Annotated in this window: 14 protein-coding genes; all 14 read right to left on the bottom strand. The window is 53.5% G+C overall.

The genetic code is table 11. The annotated features are described in order from the left end of the window. Window positions 1–65 precede the first annotated feature (65 nt). A complete protein-coding gene (murA, locus tag MHI42_RS29045; RefSeq protein ID WP_042139384.1) occupies window positions 66–1,349 on the bottom strand; it encodes a UDP-N-acetylglucosamine 1-carboxyvinyltransferase in 1,284 nt (427 codons plus the stop codon). Between the two features lie 288 nt (window positions 1,350–1,637). Next, window positions 1,638–2,753, bottom strand: a complete 1,116-nt coding sequence (gene murG / locus MHI42_RS29040; RefSeq protein ID WP_076244035.1) for an undecaprenyldiphospho-muramoylpentapeptide beta-N-acetylglucosaminyltransferase — start codon at window positions 2,751–2,753, stop codon at window positions 1,638–1,640. A gap of 5 nt (window positions 2,754–2,758) precedes the next feature. After that, window positions 2,759–3,856, bottom strand: coding sequence for a stage V sporulation protein E (spoVE, locus tag MHI42_RS29035; protein WP_039304260.1), 1,098 nt, complete (start codon window positions 3,854–3,856; stop codon window positions 2,759–2,761). A 49-nt stretch (window positions 3,857–3,905) separates the two neighbouring features. Further along, on the bottom strand, window positions 3,906–5,327 hold the full coding sequence (gene murD / locus MHI42_RS29030) for a UDP-N-acetylmuramoyl-L-alanine--D-glutamate ligase (protein ID WP_342421404.1): 1,422 nt from the start codon (window positions 5,325–5,327) through the stop codon (window positions 3,906–3,908). Between the two features lie 3 nt (window positions 5,328–5,330). Further along, complete coding sequence (mraY, locus tag MHI42_RS29025; protein WP_039304257.1) at window positions 5,331–6,296, bottom strand: phospho-N-acetylmuramoyl-pentapeptide-transferase; 966 nt, start codon at window positions 6,294–6,296, stop codon at window positions 5,331–5,333. 16 nt (window positions 6,297–6,312) lie between these two features. Beyond that, window positions 6,313–7,725, bottom strand: coding sequence for a UDP-N-acetylmuramoyl-tripeptide--D-alanyl-D-alanine ligase (murF, locus tag MHI42_RS29020; RefSeq protein WP_342421403.1), 1,413 nt, complete (start codon window positions 7,723–7,725; stop codon window positions 6,313–6,315). Beyond that, entirely contained in the window at window positions 7,722–9,209 is a 1,488-nt protein-coding gene (locus MHI42_RS29015) for a UDP-N-acetylmuramoyl-L-alanyl-D-glutamate--2,6-diaminopimelate ligase (RefSeq protein ID WP_342421402.1), read from the bottom strand. Before MHI42_RS29015 ends, murF begins: the two co-directional genes overlap by 4 nt. A 36-nt stretch (window positions 9,210–9,245) precedes the next feature. Then, window positions 9,246–11,171, bottom strand: a complete 1,926-nt coding sequence (locus MHI42_RS29010) for a stage V sporulation protein D (protein WP_342424822.1) — start codon at window positions 11,169–11,171, stop codon at window positions 9,246–9,248. Window positions 11,172–11,263: 92 nt separating this feature from the next. After that, window positions 11,264–13,408 carry a penicillin-binding transpeptidase domain-containing protein gene (locus tag MHI42_RS29005; protein WP_342421401.1) on the bottom strand — a complete coding sequence of 715 codons (2,145 nt, stop codon included), beginning with the start codon at window positions 13,406–13,408 and terminating at the stop codon, window positions 11,264–11,266. Between the two features lie 142 nt (window positions 13,409–13,550). Further along, complete coding sequence (locus MHI42_RS29000) at window positions 13,551–13,946, bottom strand: hypothetical protein (RefSeq protein WP_342421400.1); 396 nt, start codon at window positions 13,944–13,946, stop codon at window positions 13,551–13,553. A 23-nt stretch (window positions 13,947–13,969) separates the two neighbouring features. Beyond that, window positions 13,970–14,923: a 16S rRNA (cytosine(1402)-N(4))-methyltransferase RsmH gene (gene rsmH / locus MHI42_RS28995; RefSeq protein WP_342421399.1), complete on the bottom strand. Its 954-nt coding sequence runs from the start codon at window positions 14,921–14,923 to the stop codon at window positions 13,970–13,972. A 38-nt stretch (window positions 14,924–14,961) separates the two neighbouring features. Next, window positions 14,962–15,399: a division/cell wall cluster transcriptional repressor MraZ gene (gene mraZ / locus MHI42_RS28990; RefSeq protein ID WP_039304237.1), complete on the bottom strand. Its 438-nt coding sequence runs from the start codon at window positions 15,397–15,399 to the stop codon at window positions 14,962–14,964. 202 nt (window positions 15,400–15,601) lie between these two features. After that, a complete protein-coding gene (locus tag MHI42_RS28985; RefSeq protein WP_171721013.1) occupies window positions 15,602–16,873 on the bottom strand; it encodes an adenosylhomocysteinase in 1,272 nt (423 codons plus the stop codon). Window positions 16,874–16,897: 24 nt separating this feature from the next. Further along, window positions 16,898–18,529, bottom strand: a complete 1,632-nt coding sequence (gene bshC / locus MHI42_RS28980; protein WP_342421398.1) for a bacillithiol biosynthesis cysteine-adding enzyme BshC — start codon at window positions 18,527–18,529, stop codon at window positions 16,898–16,900. Window positions 18,530–18,640 lie beyond the last annotated feature (111 nt).

Genomic DNA, 18,640 nt, shown 5'->3' with positions numbered 1-18,640 from the left:
CTCATATCTCCGTAATAAGGCCCTGTCTCCTTCCCGCGCACTCGGGCCGAAGGAGACAGGGAGCTTTAATTGGCCAAATCCAGCGGGTCCGGCACAGGTACCTTGCGGCTAATGCGTGCACCCAGCTTCTGAAACAGTATCTCGATGCCGTCATATCCGCGGTCAATATGATGCGCCTGCTCAACAACGGTAGTTCCTTGAGCGGCAAGTCCGGCGATAACCAGGGCAGCTCCGGCACGCAGGTCGGTGGCTTCTACCGTAGCTCCGTATAATCTCTGCACTCCGCGTATAAACGCCCGGTTCAGGTCAATGGAAATGTCGGCTCCCATCCGGGCCATCTCTTCCACATGCTTAAAGCGTCCTTCAAATACAGTTTCTTTAATCACACTGAATCCGTCAGCCAGGGACAAAAGGACCATCACCTGGGATTGCAGATCTGTAGGGAACGAAGGATACGGGGAGGTTACAATTCTTTCTACTGCACGCGGACGCCCCATACAGCTGATATTAATTATATCATTGCAAACTGTAATTTGAACACCGGCACGCCTCAGAACATGAATCAGAGAAGTCAAGTGTCCTGCGTTGGTGTGGGTCAGCGTCACATTCCCCCTTGTAGCTGCAGCTGCGATCATTACGGTCCCGGCAACTATCCGGTCGGGAATGACCTCATAATTGCAAGGATACAGCTTGGAGACGCCCTGAATGGTGATCGTATCTGTTCCCGCACCGATGATTTGCGCACCCATCGCATTCAGGAAATTCTGCAGATCCTGAATTTCCGGCTCTCTGGCCGCTCCGGACACCGTTGTGGTCCCCTCCGCCATAGCGGCAGCCATCATGATATTCTCCGTGGCTCCGACGCTTGGATAATCCAGATGAATATCACAGCCTGTCAGTTTGGCAGCCCGGCAGCAGATCATCCCGCTGGTCTCCTCAATCTCCGCCCCGAGCAGCTTCAGACCCTGCAGGTGAAGATCAATTTTGCGTTCCCCGATGGCACAGCCGCCCGGCTGATAAATCGTTACTTCACCAAACCTGGACAGAAGCGGTCCCATTAGAAAAATGGAGGATCTCATCTGCCGCATTAAATCCTCCGGAACATGGGAGGTAGCGACGCAGGTTGTATCGACCGTAACCGTTTCATCTTCATGCACGGCCCTGCAGCCCAGCCTTTCCAGAATATCCAGCATAGTTTCGATGTCCAGCAGCTTCGGCACATTATGCAGTGAGTGAACTCCTTCGGCCAGCAGGCTTGCCGCCAGAATCGGCAGGGCCGCATTTTTCGCTCCATGGATACGTATGGTGCCTGACAGGGGATTTCCACCCTCAATCACCAATTTGTCCAATGTATCACCTCCGAGATTACCGCTCACCCACCGTTGGGCACTTCCTGTACACAGATCAACAGAAATAGGCCGGGAAGCTACCCCGCTCCACATTTCATGAACTGGAAGTGCTCTGGGTGATTGTCACGATTATAGGATCATCCTATGTTCGTGACCTCTCGTGTGTGACAAGTGGAAACGGCTATACCGCCCTTTTATAAAGACGGTACCGTTTCAGCGAGAAATAGAAGGATAAGTTATCGTGTGAAACACTGATAACTTCTTATATTTCAATGTAAGCCCGGGATTCTAGCGTTTCCGGCCTGCGGCCAATCTGCGGAGCTCGGCGACAACCAGCGAGGCGGAGTCTCTTTTACCCAGCCGCCTTGAGGCATCAGACATACTGCGGCGTGCAGCATCCGCTCCGATAATCTTATGCACCGCTGCGAATAGTGCCTCGCCGCTTAAATCCTTCTCCAGCAGCACAACGGCTGCCCCTTCACGTTCAAGCTGTCTGGCATTCGCTTCCTGGTGATTATTCGTTACATTGGGAGAAGGGATAAGCACAGAGGGAATGCCTAGCGCAGTAATCTCTGCAAGAAACGATGCCCCCGCCCGGTTCACGATGAGTGAAGTACAGGCCAATACCTCGGGCATATTATGAATATACGGAAGAATATGCAGGGAGTTCGGCAAGCTTCCGAGCTTCTCACGCACAGCTTTACGGGTTTCCTCGAAATAAGCCTCTCCGGTAACGTACACATAGTGAACACCATTACCCTTACCCACAAACGGAGCCATTTCAATCATCGCCCGGTTAATTGCCCTGGCGCCTCCGCTGCCTCCGACTACCAGCACAACCGTACTGCCTTCAGGAATCCCCAGTGAAGCGAATCCCCGCTGCGGGTTGGCAGTCATTACCGTAGTTGCCCGGGGGTTGCCTGTGTAGATTACGTTCTTAGCCCCCGGAAAAGCCGGCTCCGTGCCTTCAAAGCTTACGGCGACCGTATCGGCATACCGGCTGAGGAAGCGGTTGGTCAGGCCGGGGATCGCGTTCTGTTCATGGATAAGCGTCGGGATGCCTAGCCGGGATGCAGCGTACACTACCGGCCCGCAGACATATCCGCCTGTGCCGATGACAACATCCGGCTTGAACTCCCGCAGCATGGCTTTGGAGGCCTTCACCCCCTTCAGGAAACGCATTACCGTCTTCACATTGTCCATTGAGAGCTTACGGCGGAAGCCGGTAATATCAATCGCTTTAAAGGGCAGATTCTCTTGGGGAACAAGCTTGCTCTCCAGACCGCGTTTGCCCCCGATATACAGGAAGACGGATTTCTCTTCTTCGGATTCCAGCTGTCTGGCTACGGCTACGGCCGGATAGATATGTCCGCCCGTACCGCCGCCGCTTAATACAATACGCATGTCTTTCACCTCGCATAACGGGATAAATTAAGTAGAATGCCAAGGGCTGTAAGCATCAGGGTCAGCGATGAGCCTCCATAGCTGATCAGCGGAAGCGTAATGCCGGTAACCGGCATGAGGCCGATAACCACACCAATGTTGATGATCACCTGTATAGCGACCATACAGACGATGCCCACGGCCAGATAGCTGCCGAAACGGTCCGGCAGACTCATCGCTACCTTCATTCCGCGCCAGATCAGAATCAGGAAGAGCAGCAGCACTGCCAGCCCCCCGATAAACCCCAGCTCCTCAGCCAATATGGAAAAAATAAAATCGGTCTGCGGCTCCGGCACATAGCTGTACTTCTGCCGGCTCATGCCGAGACCCAAGCCCCCCAGTCCGCCGGGTCCAATCGCGTACAGCGACTGTATGATCTGATATCCGGCCCCGAGCGGATCAGACCAGGGGTCCAGGAAGGCCGTAATCCGCTGCAGACGGTAGGGTGCGGCGGCAATAAGCCCCACGAACCCGGCAACACCCAGCGCGCCCAGGGAGAGCAGATGCTTCATCCGGGCCCCTGCCGTGAAGACCATCATCAACGCAGCCCCGAACATGACAGTGCCTGTACCGAGATCCGGCTGGAGCATGATCAGCGCAAAAGCGGAACCGATCAGCGCAAGCGGCGGAAGCAGGCCGCGGGTGAAGCTGGAAATATCGTAATCCTCTGTTCCGAGCCATTTTGCGAGAAAGAGGATCATCCCCATCTTCATGAACTCCGAGGGCTGAATGCCGAAGGAGCTGATTCCCAGCCAGCTGCGCGCACCGCCGCGCACGACCCCGATGCCGGGAACCAGCACCAGCACCAGCAGTACGAAGCAGAAAATCAGGGCCGGCCTGGCGAACTTCTTCAGCACCACATAATCCGTATTCGCAGTGATGAACATGGCGATAAGACCCAGGCCTGCGAACAGCATCTGTCTTTTGACAAAATAAAACGAGTCGCCATAATTGCGGAAGCCCAAAACGGACCCGGCGCTGTATACCATTACCATACCGATGGCCAGCAAAGCCAATATCGGAAGCAGCAGCCAGATATCGGGCGCATGACGGGATTTGTTCATCAGGAGCACACCTCTTGCATCCGTAGTAGGGGCTTATCCACCCCCCTACTTAAAGGTTATGCACCGCCTCTTTAAAAATACGCCCGCGCTCCTCATAGGATGTAAACATATCCCAGCTGGCACAGGCAGGAGACAGGAGAACTACATCTCCTGCTTCCGCAAGAGCGGAAGCCTCCCGCACAGCCTCTTGCAGCACGGCGGCGGCGCTCTCCCCATTATCGACGGAGATGATTGTCTTTACTCCTGCCAGCTGCGCAACCGCGGCCAGCTTGTCCTTCGTCTCCCCAAGGGCCACCAGTGCCTTGACGTTCCCGCCGAGGACAGGCAGCAGCTCCATATAATCAGAACCGCGGTCCAGACCTCCGGCAACGAGGATGACCGGCTTCTTGAAGGACCCCAACGCCATGGCTGTAGCTTTGGAATTGGTAGCCTTGGAATTGTTATAGTAGGCGGCCCCCGCCTTGTCTGTCACATATTCCAGCCGGTGCTCCACACCGCGGAAGGAAGCCAGTACTCCGCCAAGCACTGCCGGGTCCGCGCCTGCGGCAATGGCGATGCCGCAGGCGGCCAGCGCATTCTCCACATTGAAGCGGCCCGGAAGGCCGATCGAATCCAAATCGGCTATTTCGGTCTCGCTCTCCGTATAATCCCGGTAAATGATTACCCGCTTCAGATCATCTTCTGTCTCCGGCACAAAGGATGGACGGACAAAAATGCCCTGAACCAGTTCTTCAGTCATGGAGAAGGGCAGGATGCCTGCTTTGATATATGGAACCAGCTCGCGGCAGACCGGATCATCCCAGTTCAGTACAGCGGTGTCGCCCGGCCCCTGATTCGCGAACAGCTTGGATTTGGAGGCCACATAATCCTCCATCCCCCCATGATAATCCAGATGGGTCTCGGCAACATTCAACAGGGCAGCGACCTTGGGCCGGAAGGCTTCCGTCCCTTTGAGCTGGAAGCTGCTGAGCTCGACAACCATCCAGTTGTCCACGTCAGCCTCCTGAGCGGCCTGACAGAGCGGCGTACCGATGTTCCCGGCAACTATAGGCCTCATCCCCGCTGCCTCCAGCATACGGCCAACCCAGGTCGTTGTAGTCGTCTTCCCGTTGGAGCCCGTAATACCGATCATAGGTGCGGCGCAGAGATGGTAAGCCACCTCTACCTCCGTTACGACTTCGATGCCAAGCTCAAGAGCCTGCTGCACCGGAGCCACGGAATAGGGAATCCCCGGATTCTTTACAACAAGCGCAACACCCTCATGAATCAGCCCTTCCGGATGCCCGCCGCATATAACAGAAATTCCCAAAGATTCCAGTTCGGAAGCTTCGGGACTTTGATCTCTTTCCTTTTTATCATTGACCGTCACAACCGCGCCGCGCTCATGCAGCACCTTGGCCACCTGGACGCCGCTTTTGGCGAGCCCCAGGACGACCACTTCTTCATCACGGTACAAATCCGGATGCTTCATATGTTACAACCCCTTGATAAGATATAGTCCAACAGCCGCGAGCACCAGGCTCACCGCCCAGAAGGAGACAACCACACGCCACTCCGACCAGCCGCCCAGCTCAAAGTGATGATGGATCGGGCTCATTCGGAATACCCGTTTGCCGCGTGTTTTGAACGAAGCGACCTGAATAATTACGGACAGCATTTCGACTACGAAGACACCGCCGATCACCACGAAGAGCAGCTCGGTCTTCGTTACAATGGCAATCGCGCCAATGGCGCCGCCAATCCCGAAGGAGCCGAAATCACCCATGAACACTTTGGCCGGATGGGCATTGAATACCAGAAAGCCAAGTACTGCACCAATCATCGCCGCAGCGCAGACACCGGCAGCAATGGAGGTTGCCTGCATGGCAACTACAGCAAAAGCAGCGAGCGCGATCGCACTGACACCGGACAGCAGTCCGTCCACACCATCCGTGAAGTTAACCGCATTGGTTACCGCCATCATCATCAGGACAATAAACGGATAGTAGAACCAGCCGCCCCAGTCAAAGCTCACCGATGTTCCCGGAATGCTGATGTTTGTGTGGTGTCCGCCGGAAATGAGCAGGGCGCAGAGAACGATACCAACCAGCAGCTGGCCGGCAAGCTTCTGGCGTGCCGTCAGCCCTAGGGAACGTTTGAAGGCAATTTTAATATAGTCATCCAGGAAACCGATCAGACCGTAACCCAGCGTAGCTACCAGAAGTACGTAGAAATCCGAATTAATCACCGAAAATTTCAGAAAAGACAACGTGAATGCCACCATGATGATAATTCCGCCCATCGTAGGCGTTCCCGCCTTCTTCAGATGGGTCTGAGGCCCGTCGTCGCGAACCTGTTGTCCGAACTTCATCCGGCGCAGCAGCGGGATAATCAGCGGAGCAGCAATGACCGCAAGGATAAAGGACACAGCAATAGTCAGCAGAAGTAATTGATAATCCATGGGTACACCCCCTCCATTAGTTTAAGTCAGCTTCAGAATATTCTTTCAGGCGGTGAAGCACTTCCTCCAGACGCATCCCCCGGGACGCTTTGAAGAGTACTACATCCCTGGGCCCACATTTGGTATTCAAGGCCGTGATCAATGCTTCTTTGTCTTCAAAAGCAAATACATGTCCGGCCCCGAATCTCTCCGCCGCAGCCGCAGCAATATGAGCAGCGAGCGGTCCGTAAGTGTATACCTCATCCGTCGATGCAGGATCGAGATAGCTGCCGATCTGCTGGTGGAACAGAACTTCATCAGGCCCAAGTTCCAGCATGTCCCCCAGCACTGCGATTCTGCTCCCGCTGCACTTCATGGACTGCAGCACATCTATCGCTGCTCTCATGGACGTAGGGCTGGCATTGTAAGCATCGTTCAGCAGCGTCAGACCGTTCGCCGCCTGCATCACTTCAATCCGCATGCCGGTCAGCTTAAGCCCGGCTAATCCGGTCTCTATATTCTCGTCAGTCACACGGAAATGGCGGGCAACCGCTAGTGCAGCGAGTGCGTTAATGACATTGTGACGCCCCGGCAGAGGCAGCGTGAAGGCACGCTCGGCATGAAGATGCGAAGTGAAGGTCATTCCAGCGCCATGAGTCATGAGACCTGAAGGATAGTCATCATTGTCTCCGGACTGCCCGAAACGGAAGCTGAGCATCCCTTCCGGCGGATTAAACCCGGGCTCTGCCATAACTTCTGCGAGCAGCGGTTCATCCCCGTTATAGATGAGCAGGCCGCCCGGCTTAAGTCCGTCCACAATCTCAAGCTTGGCCCGGGCAATTTCCTTGCGGGACCCGAGCTGCAGCAGATGGGATTCGCCCACATTGGTAATCACAGCCACATCAGGGGCAGCTATCCTGGACAGCAGGGCAATCTCACCGCGCGAGCTCATGCCCATCTCCAGCACAGCAATCTCAACATCACTGTCCATGGAGAGAATCGTAAGCGGCAGACCGATGTGATTATTGAAATTGCCCTGTGTTTTGTGTACCTTGTACTGCACTTCAAGAAGAGCGGTAATCATATCTTTGGTCGTTGTCTTGCCGTTGCTGCCTGTCACGGCGACTACACGCGGCGCGAGCTCGCCCAGATATGCCGAGGACAGTCTCTGCAAAGCGGCCAGTGTATCCTCCACCAGAATGATAGGACCGCCTTCAGGCGCAGGCCCCTTATCCCGCTGCCAGAGCGTAGCGGCCGCTCCTGCTGCCAGAGAGGCAGCAGCGTAATGATGGCCGTCAAAGTTGTCTCCGGCCAGCGGAACGAACAGGCAGGCAGGCGTAATTTTGCGGGAATCGGTTACGACTCCCGCAAGTTCAATATCCTTATCTTCAGCAGAGGACAGCTCTCCCCCGCACATTACCGCGATAGTATACAGCGTTCTTGTAATCAATAGCTTCGGCCCCTTATCACTTCTTTGGCTACGATGCGGTCATCAAAATCATGAACGACCCCGCCGATTAGCTGATAGGTCTCATGACCTTTCCCCGCAATCAATACTACATCGCCGGGGCTTGCCATTTCAATAGCTTTTCTGATCGCTTCCCGCCGGTCGGGAATCATCACATACCGTTCCTGTGACACGCCGTCCTCAAGAAGTCCCGCTTCAATATCGCGCAGAATCAGCAGCGGATCCTCTGTCCGGGGATTGTCGGAGGTAACCATGACATGATCACTGTATTTGGCAGCTATTTTGCCCATCAGCGGCCGTTTGGTCGTATCCCGGTCTCCGCCGCAGCCAAAGACGGTAATTACCTTGCCGGCAGCGAATTCACAGACAGCCTTCAGCACATTCTCCAGACCATCCGGCGTATGCGCGTAGTCTACGATGACTGCGAACTCCTGTCCGGCATCCACAGACTCGACACGTCCGTCCACACCGGCTACTGACTCCAGACTGGCTTTGATATCTTCCAGCGGCACATCCTCCAGCAGAGCAGCAGTAATGGCCGCAAGTGCATTATAGACATTGAACTTGCCGACCATCCGGAGCGAAATATCTGTCTCTCCCTTAAACGTATCCACATGGAAAAAAGTTCCTTTGGACGTGATCGAAATTTGAGAGGCCCGGACATTGGCAGGGTGGTCGATACCATATGTAATCACTTCCGCAGCGGTCTGGTAAGCAAAATAGTTGCTTGCTGCATCATCCGCGTTGAGAACTGCATATTTACGCTCTTCCTTCCACGGAGAGATCACATTGCCAAGCCGCGAGAAGAACAATGCCTTAGCCGCGCGGTACTCCTCCATCGTATGGTGATAATCCAGATGATCCTGAGTCAGGTTAGTGAATATCGCCGTGCGGTAATCCGTTCCCTTCACCCGTCCCTGCTGAAGTGCATGGGAGGATACCTCCATCACACAGCACTGCACGCCTTTGGAGGCCATATCGTTCAAAGTGCGCTGAAGCTCAAGCGATTCCTGCGTAGTACCGGACATCGGATAGCTTTGTCCGTCATAACGCATCTGAATCGTCCCGATCAGCCCCGTCTTCACGCCATGGTCCTGCATGATTTTCTCAATCAGATACGTAGTGGTGGTTTTGCCGTTGGTCCCGGTAATCCCAATCATCTTCATCCGGCTGCTGGGTGAGCCGAAGAACGCATTCGACAGCACGGACATCGCAAACCGGCAGTCATCTACCACGATCTGCGGCAGATCGATTTCCAGCTTCCGCTCACAGACTAGGGCAGCCGCACCGCTTGCGGCTGCCTGCGGTGCGTAATCATGTCCGTCCACTGTATGGCCGGGCAGGCAAATGAACAAATCGCCCGGCTTAACCTTGCGGGAATCCACCTGCAAATCCGTAATCTCGGTCTCACCTTCCCCGTATAGACGCGAAGCGGCAAGACAGGATGACAATTCATTAATTTTCATAGTAATCCCTCACTCTACATTTGTCAGACTACCCTATTATTCACTGGAAGTTCCCATATAAATCCGGATGGTTGAACCCTGCTCCACTCTTGCCCCCGCTTTGGGTGCCTGATTAATCACTGTATTGCCTGATCCGGAGCGGGCCAGCATGAAATTCATGTTCAAATACTCATAAATATCCTGAACGGTAGCTCCTGTTAAATCGGGAACTGTCACAATCGGAGTCTCCCCATATTTATAGGTCTTCGGCAGCTGATCCTTACGCTGCGGAACCTTCAGATAATGAAGCGAATCCTCAAGAATATTCTGGACGATCGGAGCTGCTACCACACCCCCAAACTGAATTCCCTTGGGATTGTCAACTGCGGTGTAGACTACGATCTGCGGATCATCCGCTGGTGCAAATCCGATAAAAGAGACGATATGCTCCGTAGGAGAATACCGGCCGTTAATAACCTTCTGTGCCGTCCCTGTCTTGCCGCCCACACGGTAGCCGTCAATAAACGCCGGCCGGCCTGTGCCTTTGGCAACCACGCTCTCAAGGGCGGCCCGCACCTTCTTCGAAGTCTCCTCCGAGATCACCTGCCGCACTTCCTCCGGCTCTACCTCGGATACGACATTACCCGTATCCGGATTAATCCAGGCTTTGGCAACATGCGGAGTATACAGCCTGCCGCCGTTAATCGCTGCAGACACCGCAGCAATCTGCTGGATCGGTGTTACGGATACCCCTTGACCAAAGGCCGTGGTAGCAAGCTCGACCGGCCCTACCTGCGCCGGCTTGAACAGAATCCCGTTCGCTTCACCGTTGAGGTCGATCCCTGTCTTCGTGCCAAACCCGAAATCACGGATATACTTAAACAGGGTATCCTTCCCGAGACGCTGTCCGAGGGCAACAAACCCGGGGTTGCAGGAGTTCTCCACCACTTCAAGGAACGTCTGGCTTCCGTGGCCGCCTTTTTTCCAGCAGCGCAGCTTGGCACCGCCCACTTCAATATATCCCGGATCGAAAAAATGCTCATGCTGCAGATCAACCTTCCCCTCCTGCAGCGCAGCAGCCAGGGTAATGATCTTGAAGGTGGAGCCCGGTTCATACGTCATCCAGATCGGAAGATTCCGGTTATATACTTCGGCATCGTATTCCTTATAGGAGCCCGGCTCATAACCCGGACGGCTCGCCATAGCCAGAATCTCACCATTGCGGGGGTCCATCGCAATCGACCAGGCACCTTGCGCCTGATACTTCACCATGGCCTGATCCAGCTCGCGTTCCATGATCGACTGAATCTGCTTATCAATCGTCAGCTGTAGGCTCAGCCCGTCCTGCGGCTCGGTATACTTCTCCGAGGATCCAGGCATCAGCCGTCCTCCGGCATCGGACAGATACGATATATTGCCAGCGCTGCCCTGAAGCAGCTTATCGTATATGCTCTCTATCCCGGTGATCCCCTGATTGTCGATTCCCGTGAAGCCGAGAATATGTGCGGCTAAATCGCCAAAGGGATAATACCGTTTGTTATCCTCAGCCACAACGATGCCCGGCAGCTGCAAATCACGGATGCTCGCGGCAAGCTCCATCGTAATTTTGCGGCCGCCGGGCTGCAGTTTCACCGAGGCTTTCTTTTGGGTCAGCAGAGTGACCAGCTTCTCCTCGGTCATACCGAGCAGCGGAGCCAGCTGCTTCGCGGTCTGTTCCTTTTCCTTCACCTGCACAGGAATGGCATAGATCGTTGGCGAGCTGATATTATATGCCAGGGCGACGCCCTCCCTGTCCAGAATCTCGCCGCGTTTGGCGGTGAAGGGAATATTCCGCCGCCAGGATTCCTCAGCCTTGGCGCTCAGCTTCTCCCCTTGTGATAACTGTACATAGGCAAGACGCACGGCCAGCGAACCGAACAACACGGCCAGTCCCAGCAGCGTCCACAGCATTCTCCGCCGAGTTACGACTTTCGAAACCTTCATTCCGTTCTCCCCGCTTTCGCTCGTATAGACATGATCTCTTATCTTCATGACTATTCGGGACAAACAGGGGTTAGAACAAGCCTATATAGGCGCTACTCCGCAGAATCCTCTGCATCGGGGTCAACGTTGACGGCTACAGGGATATTCTCCCCGTATTCATTCAGGGGACTGAGCTTCAGAGAAATATGCGTTTTGTTGTTATTCTTGGTCTGCGTCTGCTCTGTGACATACCCTTCGCCCTCAACCGTTATCCCTACTTTGAGCAGATTGAGAATTTCCAGGGCATCTCGCAAAGATTCTCCCTTCAAATCGGGAATGGTTATTGCTTCATCCTGCTGGGTAAGCAGATAAATCCGCTGTCCGGCGGCAAGCTTCGTGCTCTTATCCGGATATTGGCTGATTACCTTTGCCCCTGTGCCGACAATCTCGAAGTCAAAGCCTTGATTAAGGAGCAGTTGTCTGGATTCCTTAACGGTTTTGTTCACGAGATCAGGTGTACTGCGCAGCTCTGAGGAGTCAGCCGCCAGCTTGACTGACGTTTTGCTTCCCAATGTTTTATCCGATTCAACCGTTTTGGGTACGCCCATATATTGCAGGGACTGCGAGACTATCTCTTTGAAAATAGGTCCGGCTGCGGCTCCGCCGCCGGCAGCATCCGCAGGCTCATCAATTACGACGAATACCGCGATCTTCGGATTATTGGCCGGAGCGTACCCGAGGAAGGAGGCGAGCACCTTATCCCGGTCATACCCGCCCTTGCCGTCAGGCTTAATCGCCGTTCCGGTCTTGCCGGCCACCCGGTATCCTTCGATATAGGCATGCCGTCCGGTTCCGATTACCTGGTCTGCCACGACCTGCTCGAGGTAGCTGCCGGTTTCGCGGGCGCTTTCCTCTGAAATCACCTGCCGTACAACCTCCGGCTGAGTCACCGTAGTCTTGCCTGTATTAGGATCGGTAACTTCCTTCACTACATGCGGCACCATCAGCTTGCCGCCGTTCGCAATCGCAGCCATCGCCGTGAGCTGCTGAATCGGTGTAACCAGCAGCTTGCCATGGCCATAGGCCAAGGTAGCATTCTCTATCGGCCTGTTCGGATTTGGGTTGACAATACCGGTGGTCTCACCCGGAAGGTCAATGCCTGTCTTTTCCGTAAAGCCGAAATCCTTGATATATTTCAGCAGCTTTTCCTGGCCCAGCAGTTCATAACCAATCTTGACAAAGGCTACGTTACTTGAACGTTTGACCCCTTGAAGCAGGGTGATATCTCCATAACCGGCTCTGTTCATATCATAGATCGGTTTGCTGTACCCTTTGATCCGGATAGAGCCCGAATGGACGGTCTCTTCGGGATTAAACAGCTTCTCCTGAACGGCACCTGCCAGCGGTACAATCTTGAATGTGGAGCCCGGCTCAAATCTCGACATGATCGCGTGATTATAGAAGCCAGCCGCATCCTGATTAAGGTCATAATATTCATTTGGATTGAAGGTCGGCATATTCGCCAGTCCCAGAATCTCCATCGTATTCGGATCGGCAGCAATGACGCTTATCGACTTCGGTTTGTACTCGGCATAGGCCTTCTTCATCGCCTCTTCGATATAGTGCTGAATGGTGCTGTCGATGGTCAGCTTGAAATTGCTTCCGTTCACTACAGGCTGGTAGCTATCCTGTGAATCGGGCAGCTTGATTCCCTTGCCGTCACTCTGATAATTCAGCTTGCCATCCGTACCGGAGAGCTGTTTGTCGAAGTACTTTTCCAGACCCATGACCGCATTGCCGTCCCTGTCGGTATAGCCCAGAATATGCGCAGCCAGCGAATCCTTCGGATAATAACGCTTCTGCTCCCTTACGAGACCTACACCCGTTTCCAGGGTATCATGCTCTTTCTTGAGCTTGTCCACAAAAGCCGTTACCTTATCGGCCAGATCCTGATTAATCTTCCAGCCTTCGTTGCGGATCTCCCGGTTCTTGTAGTACTTACCCTTATCGTCTTTGGCCTCTACCAGCTTCTTCAGCTGATCCTCAGGTTTGCCAAGCAGTTCATGCAGTCCCTGGATGACCTCCTGGCCGATCCCCTTCTCGGCAATGACCTCGGGGTCAACCACAACAGTATAGGCAGGAACGTCACTGGCCAGAACACTACCGTTACGGTCTTCAATCACACCGCGGACCGCCTTGATGGTTGAAGTATGTGCCCACTGCGTAGCTGCTTCCTTCTGCCACTTTTCACTCTGCATTACCTGAATCCAGAAAACTCTGCCGACTAAAACAAGAAAAAAGAGGGTAATACACCCTCCTATAAACAGCGTGCGAAGTTTTATTCTTTTTACCATAGCAAACCTCACAGATTCTATTATTGCGATTGAAGTCAATCGCTGATTAGTTGCCGGTTTTGTCAGTGACCTGTTTACTAAGCGGTACATAGATTGTTGAATCTACAGGAGGAGTCTTATATCCCATCTCTTCCGCCCGCTTGACCACCGTCTGTTCAAGGGTCTGCTTCTCCATCTGATAGGTAGCAATTTGCTTCTTGCTCTTCGCGATCTCGCTATCCAGCTTCTGTGCCTGCAAGTTCAAATCATAAATATGGACGTAACGCCAGATCAGGGCGGCAGATACCAGGATAAAGGCTCCCAGCGTCATCATATACAAAAGCTTCTCCTGCAGCGGAAGCACTCTCCGCCTGGTGACGACTTTTGTCTTCTCACGGTAAAGCGGGTTTACCTCTTCTTTTCTCTTGGGTTGAACTGCTAAATTGCCGCGGGTATAGGCCATCTCTGACTCTCCTTTATCGTCATTTACAATTTCTCTGCAATGCGCAGTTTGGCTGAACGGGCACGTGAATTAAGCTCCAGTTCTTCTTCTCCGGGTACGATGGGCTTGCGGTTAATCAGTTTCAGGGTTCCTTTGGCGCCGCACACGCAGTAGGGCAGATCAGGCGGACAGGTGCATCTGCTTAAATAGCTGCTGAAAATCTGTTTGCAGATCCGGTCCTCCAGCGAATGGAAGGTAATTACGGATACTCTTCCCTCAGGTCCAAGGCAGCGTACAGCAGCATGCAGGCCATCCTCAAAAGCTCCCAGCTCATCATTGACAGCAATCCGCAGGCCCTGGAAACTCCGTTTGGCAGGATGTCCTCCTGTCCTCCGCGCAGCCGCTGGAATGCCCTCTTTAATCAGCTCAGCCAATTCTCCGGTGCCCTCCACCGGACGTTCTTCCCGGCGCTCCACAATTTTGCGGGCAATCCGCCGTGAGAACTTCTCTTCTCCATACTGGAAAAGCACACGGGCAATTTCCTGTTCACTCCAGGTATTGACGATATCGGCCGCAGTCAGCTGTGCCGACTGGTCCATCCGCATATCCAGCGGAGCATCGTGATTATAGCTGAATCCCCGCTCTCCTTCGTCAAACTGCGGAGAAGATACCCCCAGATCGAACAGAATCCCGTCCACTTGGGGAACTCCGTCCTTTTGCGGAACAAAAGGCAGTTCCTTCAGTACTTGTTCGAGGTCACGGAAGTTGGTCTTAACCGTAACCACTTTGTCTCCGTACTCGGCTAATCTCTCTTTAGCATTATTCAGCGCCCAGTCATCCTGATCCAGACAGATCAGCCGGCCTTCGCCGCTAAGCTTGGATGCAATAAGCGAACTGTGCCCGGCTCCTCCGAGCGTACAGTCAACATATATACCATCCTTCTTGATGTGCAGCCCTTCTGTCGCTTCTTCCTTAAGCACCGTGATGTGGTGAAACAAGCTGCATCCCTCCAAGGCAGTAATTCGAATTGTATGTTTTATAGATCAAAATTGAAATCAACCAATTTCTCGGCAATCTCGTTGAACGATTCCTCTGACTGTTCGAAGTACTGCTCCCATAGCTCCTTGTTCCAGATCTCCACCCGGTTCGAAACGCCCAGAATAACACAGTCCTTGTCCAGCTTGGCATATTGCCGCAGATTCCCCGGCAGATTCACCCTGCCTTGCTTGTCCCACACACATTCGGTCGCTCCCGAGAAAAAAAAGCGGCTGAAGGCACGGGCATCCGATTTCATCAGTGATAGGCTTTTAAGCTTTTGCTCCATGATTCCCCATTCTTCCATGGGATAAACAAACAAGCAGGAGTCGAGGCCGCGGGTCGCCACGAAGGAGGTTCCGAGCAATTCACGGAATTTAGCCGGGATAATGATCCGGCCTTTGTCGTCAATGCTATGCTGGTATTCCCCCATAAACATGATCTTTCCCCACCCCTAAGTACCGATTCCCCACTTTGCCCCACTTTTCACCACTTAAGCATAATAGATTCGCCATTAAAAATCAAAAACCTTTTTCCGAAGCAAGGTAATTTTTTCTTGTTTGTCAAGTGGCTCTGCAATATTCCGTAAAAAATAAAAACCCGGGCCAGTTGATTGGCTCCGGGTTTTGCAGATCCATTCTTTAGTCGTTCAGATTCCAGCTGTCCAGGTAGTCCACCTGTGCCTGCGTCAGGCTGTCAATGGCGATTCCCAGACTCTCCAGCTTATAACGCGCAACCTGCTCATCAAGCTCATACGGAACATTCTCCACCTTGACGCCGATATCTTTATAATTATCATTCACATATTTGAGGGATAAGGCCTGCAGCGCAAAGGTGGTATCCATAATTTCTGCCGGATGGCCATCGGCTGCGCCCAGGTTCACCAGACGTCCTTCAGCCAGCAGGTACAGCTTGCGTCCATCCTTCAGCAGATACTCTTCAATATTCTTCCGCACCGTCCGCTGGGAAGTGGAGCGTTCAGCCAGCTCCGGCTTGTTCACTTCAACATCGAAGTGTCCGGCATTGCAGAGGATCGCACCATCCTTCATGACATCATAATGCTCGCCGCGGATAACATACCGGTTGCCGGTAACGGTTACGAAGAAGTCGCCGCGCTTTGCTGCTTCCAGCATTGGCATCACATGGAATCCGTCCATGTGGGCTTCTACGGCCTTAATCGCATCCACTTCAGTAACAATCACGTTCGCTCCGAGACCCTTGGCCCGCATCGCTACACCTTTACCGCACCAGCCGTAGCCCACTACAACCACTGTCTTGCCGGCCACAATCAGGTTGGTTGTGCGAACAATGCCGTCCCATGCCGATTGGCCTGTGCCATAGCGGTTATCGAACAAATATTTACAATAGGCGTCATTTACAGCCACCATCGGGAACTTCAGCATACCTTGCTTCTGCAGCGCCTTCAGCCGGATAATTCCTGTAGTTGTTTCTTCAGCGCCGCCGCGGATATTCTCCATCAGGTCAGGACGCTCGGAATGCAGCAGTGTGGCGAAATCTCCGCCGTCATCGATAATCAGATCCGGCTTGCTCTCCAGCGCCTTGATGTTCAGCGCCTTGAATTCTTCGGGCGACGGATTATATTTGGCGAACACGGTGATGCCGTCCTCAACTAATGCGGCACACACATCATCCTGTGTGGACAGCGGGTTCGAGCCGGTTATCGTAACTTCGGCCCCGCCAGCCTGTACCACCTTGGCCAGATAAGCGGTCTTGGCTTCCAGGTGAAGCGTGATCGATACCTTAAGGCCCTTGAACGGCTGCTCCGCTTCGAACTGCTCACGGATACGGTTCAGTACCGGCATATGCTGGCGAACCCAGTCGATTTTGAGATGCCCCTCGGGCGCGAGCGACATATCGGTTACGATACTATTTTCCTTGGACAAAGAACTCATGTTATAACCTCCTAAAATATATTCCTACATATAAATGATGCGGTGTGTTCCGCTGTAATCGGCGGGTACGGCCATTAGTTCCTCCAGCCAGCCCGGACCGTAACGGTTCAGATAATACATCATATTATATACTCTCTCCTGCAGTTTACCCAGTGGCATAACGGACAGCTCAATCCGTTCCCACTGCCGCAGCGCCGCCTCATTCTGCTTCTCCATCGCATCCAGTGCTTTGCCCTGCAGGAAGGAGATCTGATCCAAAATCTTGTCCTTGTTGCTGTTCCCCAGCTTCAGCAGACCTGCCTGAATTCCGCCAAGCTGCTCAATCAGCGGCTCGTACATCGCGGAGAATGCTGCCTTGGTCTGTTCAAACCGTTCTTCAATCTTCAGCTCATCCTGCGCCGTTAACCACTCTTTGCGTTTATCATCCAGACCAAGACGTACATCCGTGAAGGAGAGTCCGTATTTATCCATATGCTTGTGAAGCGTTCCCTCTATGACTGTAAAAGACATGCGCGGAATAATCAGCGGCATTTGTCCGCCCATCACCTTAAAGGCCTGATGAGGAATCGCCCAGTAAGCCATTTCTCCTTGTCCCAGCACCGTAGCCAGCACAGGCAGTACGTAGTCCTGCATCAAGGGACGCGTCAGCACGTTGTTGCTGAACCGCTCAGGATGGCTCTCCAGCAGCTCCAGCAGCTCTGTACGGGAAAAAGATACCACGGATTTCCGGTCTGCGAATCTGTCCCCCTCCTTATGCAGCAGAAGCCGTGCGCCTTCATGTATATAAAAGAGGTTGGCATTCCCGGGTGTCACATCCGCCTGCAGCACGTATCCGCCCGCAGCAATACGATCAGCCGCTGCGGTGTAGGCAGCCTCGAGCTCGTCATTGCGCTCGATCATTGCAGCAAACATTGGCATTTCAAGTCTGCGCAGCGCGGAATCGGCAGAATCCAGCAGAATCAGCCCGTATTGCCCGAACAGAGAACCCATCAGCTTGGCAAAAGCTGCAGTCATATTGTCCGCACCCAGCGAAGCTGCTGTGACAAACTCCATAACCTGCGGCTTGAATTCGCTATCCTGCAGCAGTCCGTCCAGCTGCCCTATAGCCTGAAGCCAGCTCTCTGCTTCCACCTTGATTTCACTGACAGAAGAACGCGGACCTTCGCCTTTATCCAGCTTAATCCGCGTAATTTCGCCCGTCCGGTTCAGTACATACGTATGATTGACTTCATCCCAATCATGATCTTCACCGGCAATCCAGAACAGCGGAACAACGGGGCGCCCCAGCTGGGCTGCTGCTTCCCGCGCAGCCTGAATTGCAGTAATAGCCTTATATACTACAAAGAGCGGACCTGTGAACATACCGCTCTGCTGGCCGCCTGTGACCACCAGCGTATCCGGCTGCTCCAATAAGTCAAGGGAGCGCATTACCGCTTCATGGGCATTATGCTCTCCGTTATAACTGCGTAAGTATGAAACAACCGCGGTACGGTCTGCACGGAGGTCTGCGGTTCCATCAAGCCATTCTGCGCGCTTAACCCGGCTCTCCCGGTTGCGGAAATCCCCGCCGTACAAATGTCCTACAGTTTCATATTGATGTATATAGTCACTGGCGAGCGCAGATCCGCCAGGAAGTGGTTCCGGTACAACATTCATATGCAATTGCCTCCTGTTCTACTATAACCTGCTGTATGTAATCATAAATCGGTAAACCCTTTATGATTGTATCCAAAGTTAGGTGCGGCGTCAAAGAAAGAAGCGCCGACA

This window comes from Paenibacillus sp. FSL E2-0178 (assembly GCF_038593005.1).
Classification (GTDB): domain Bacteria; phylum Bacillota; class Bacilli; order Paenibacillales; family Paenibacillaceae; genus Paenibacillus_AQ; species Paenibacillus_AQ phytohabitans.
Note: the sequence above shows the minus strand (reverse complement) of the source record. Positions and strands in the feature narration are given on the sequence as shown.

Bases quoted from the DNA above. Each gene is read 5' to 3' on its own strand.
- bshC (WP_342421398.1), bottom strand. From the start codon at position 18,529: ATGAATGTTGTACCGGAACCACTTCCTGGCGGATCTGCGCTCGCCAGT.
- murD (WP_342421404.1), bottom strand. From the start codon at position 5,327: ATGAAGCATCCGGATTTGTACCGTGATGAAGAAGTGGTCGTCCTGGGG.
- MHI42_RS29010 (WP_342424822.1), bottom strand. From the start codon at position 11,171: ATGAAGGTTTCGAAAGTCGTAACTCGGCGGAGAATGCTGTGGACGCTG.
- MHI42_RS29000 (WP_342421400.1), bottom strand. From the start codon at position 13,946: ATGGCCTATACCCGCGGCAATTTAGCAGTTCAACCCAAGAGAAAAGAA.
- MHI42_RS28985 (WP_171721013.1), bottom strand. From the start codon at position 16,873: ATGAGTTCTTTGTCCAAGGAAAATAGTATCGTAACCGATATGTCGCTC.
- MHI42_RS29015 (WP_342421402.1), bottom strand. From the start codon at position 9,209: ATGAAAATTAATGAATTGTCATCCTGTCTTGCCGCTTCGCGTCTATAC.
- murG (WP_076244035.1), bottom strand. From the start codon at position 2,753: ATGCGTATTGTATTAAGCGGCGGCGGTACGGGCGGACATATCTATCCG.
- mraY (WP_039304257.1), bottom strand. From the start codon at position 6,296: ATGGATTATCAATTACTTCTGCTGACTATTGCTGTGTCCTTTATCCTT.
- spoVE (WP_039304260.1), bottom strand. From the start codon at position 3,856: ATGAACAAATCCCGTCATGCGCCCGATATCTGGCTGCTGCTTCCGATA.
- MHI42_RS29005 (WP_342421401.1), bottom strand. From the start codon at position 13,408: ATGCAGAGTGAAAAGTGGCAGAAGGAAGCAGCTACGCAGTGGGCACAT.
- mraZ (WP_039304237.1), bottom strand. From the start codon at position 15,399: ATGTTTATGGGGGAATACCAGCATAGCATTGACGACAAAGGCCGGATC.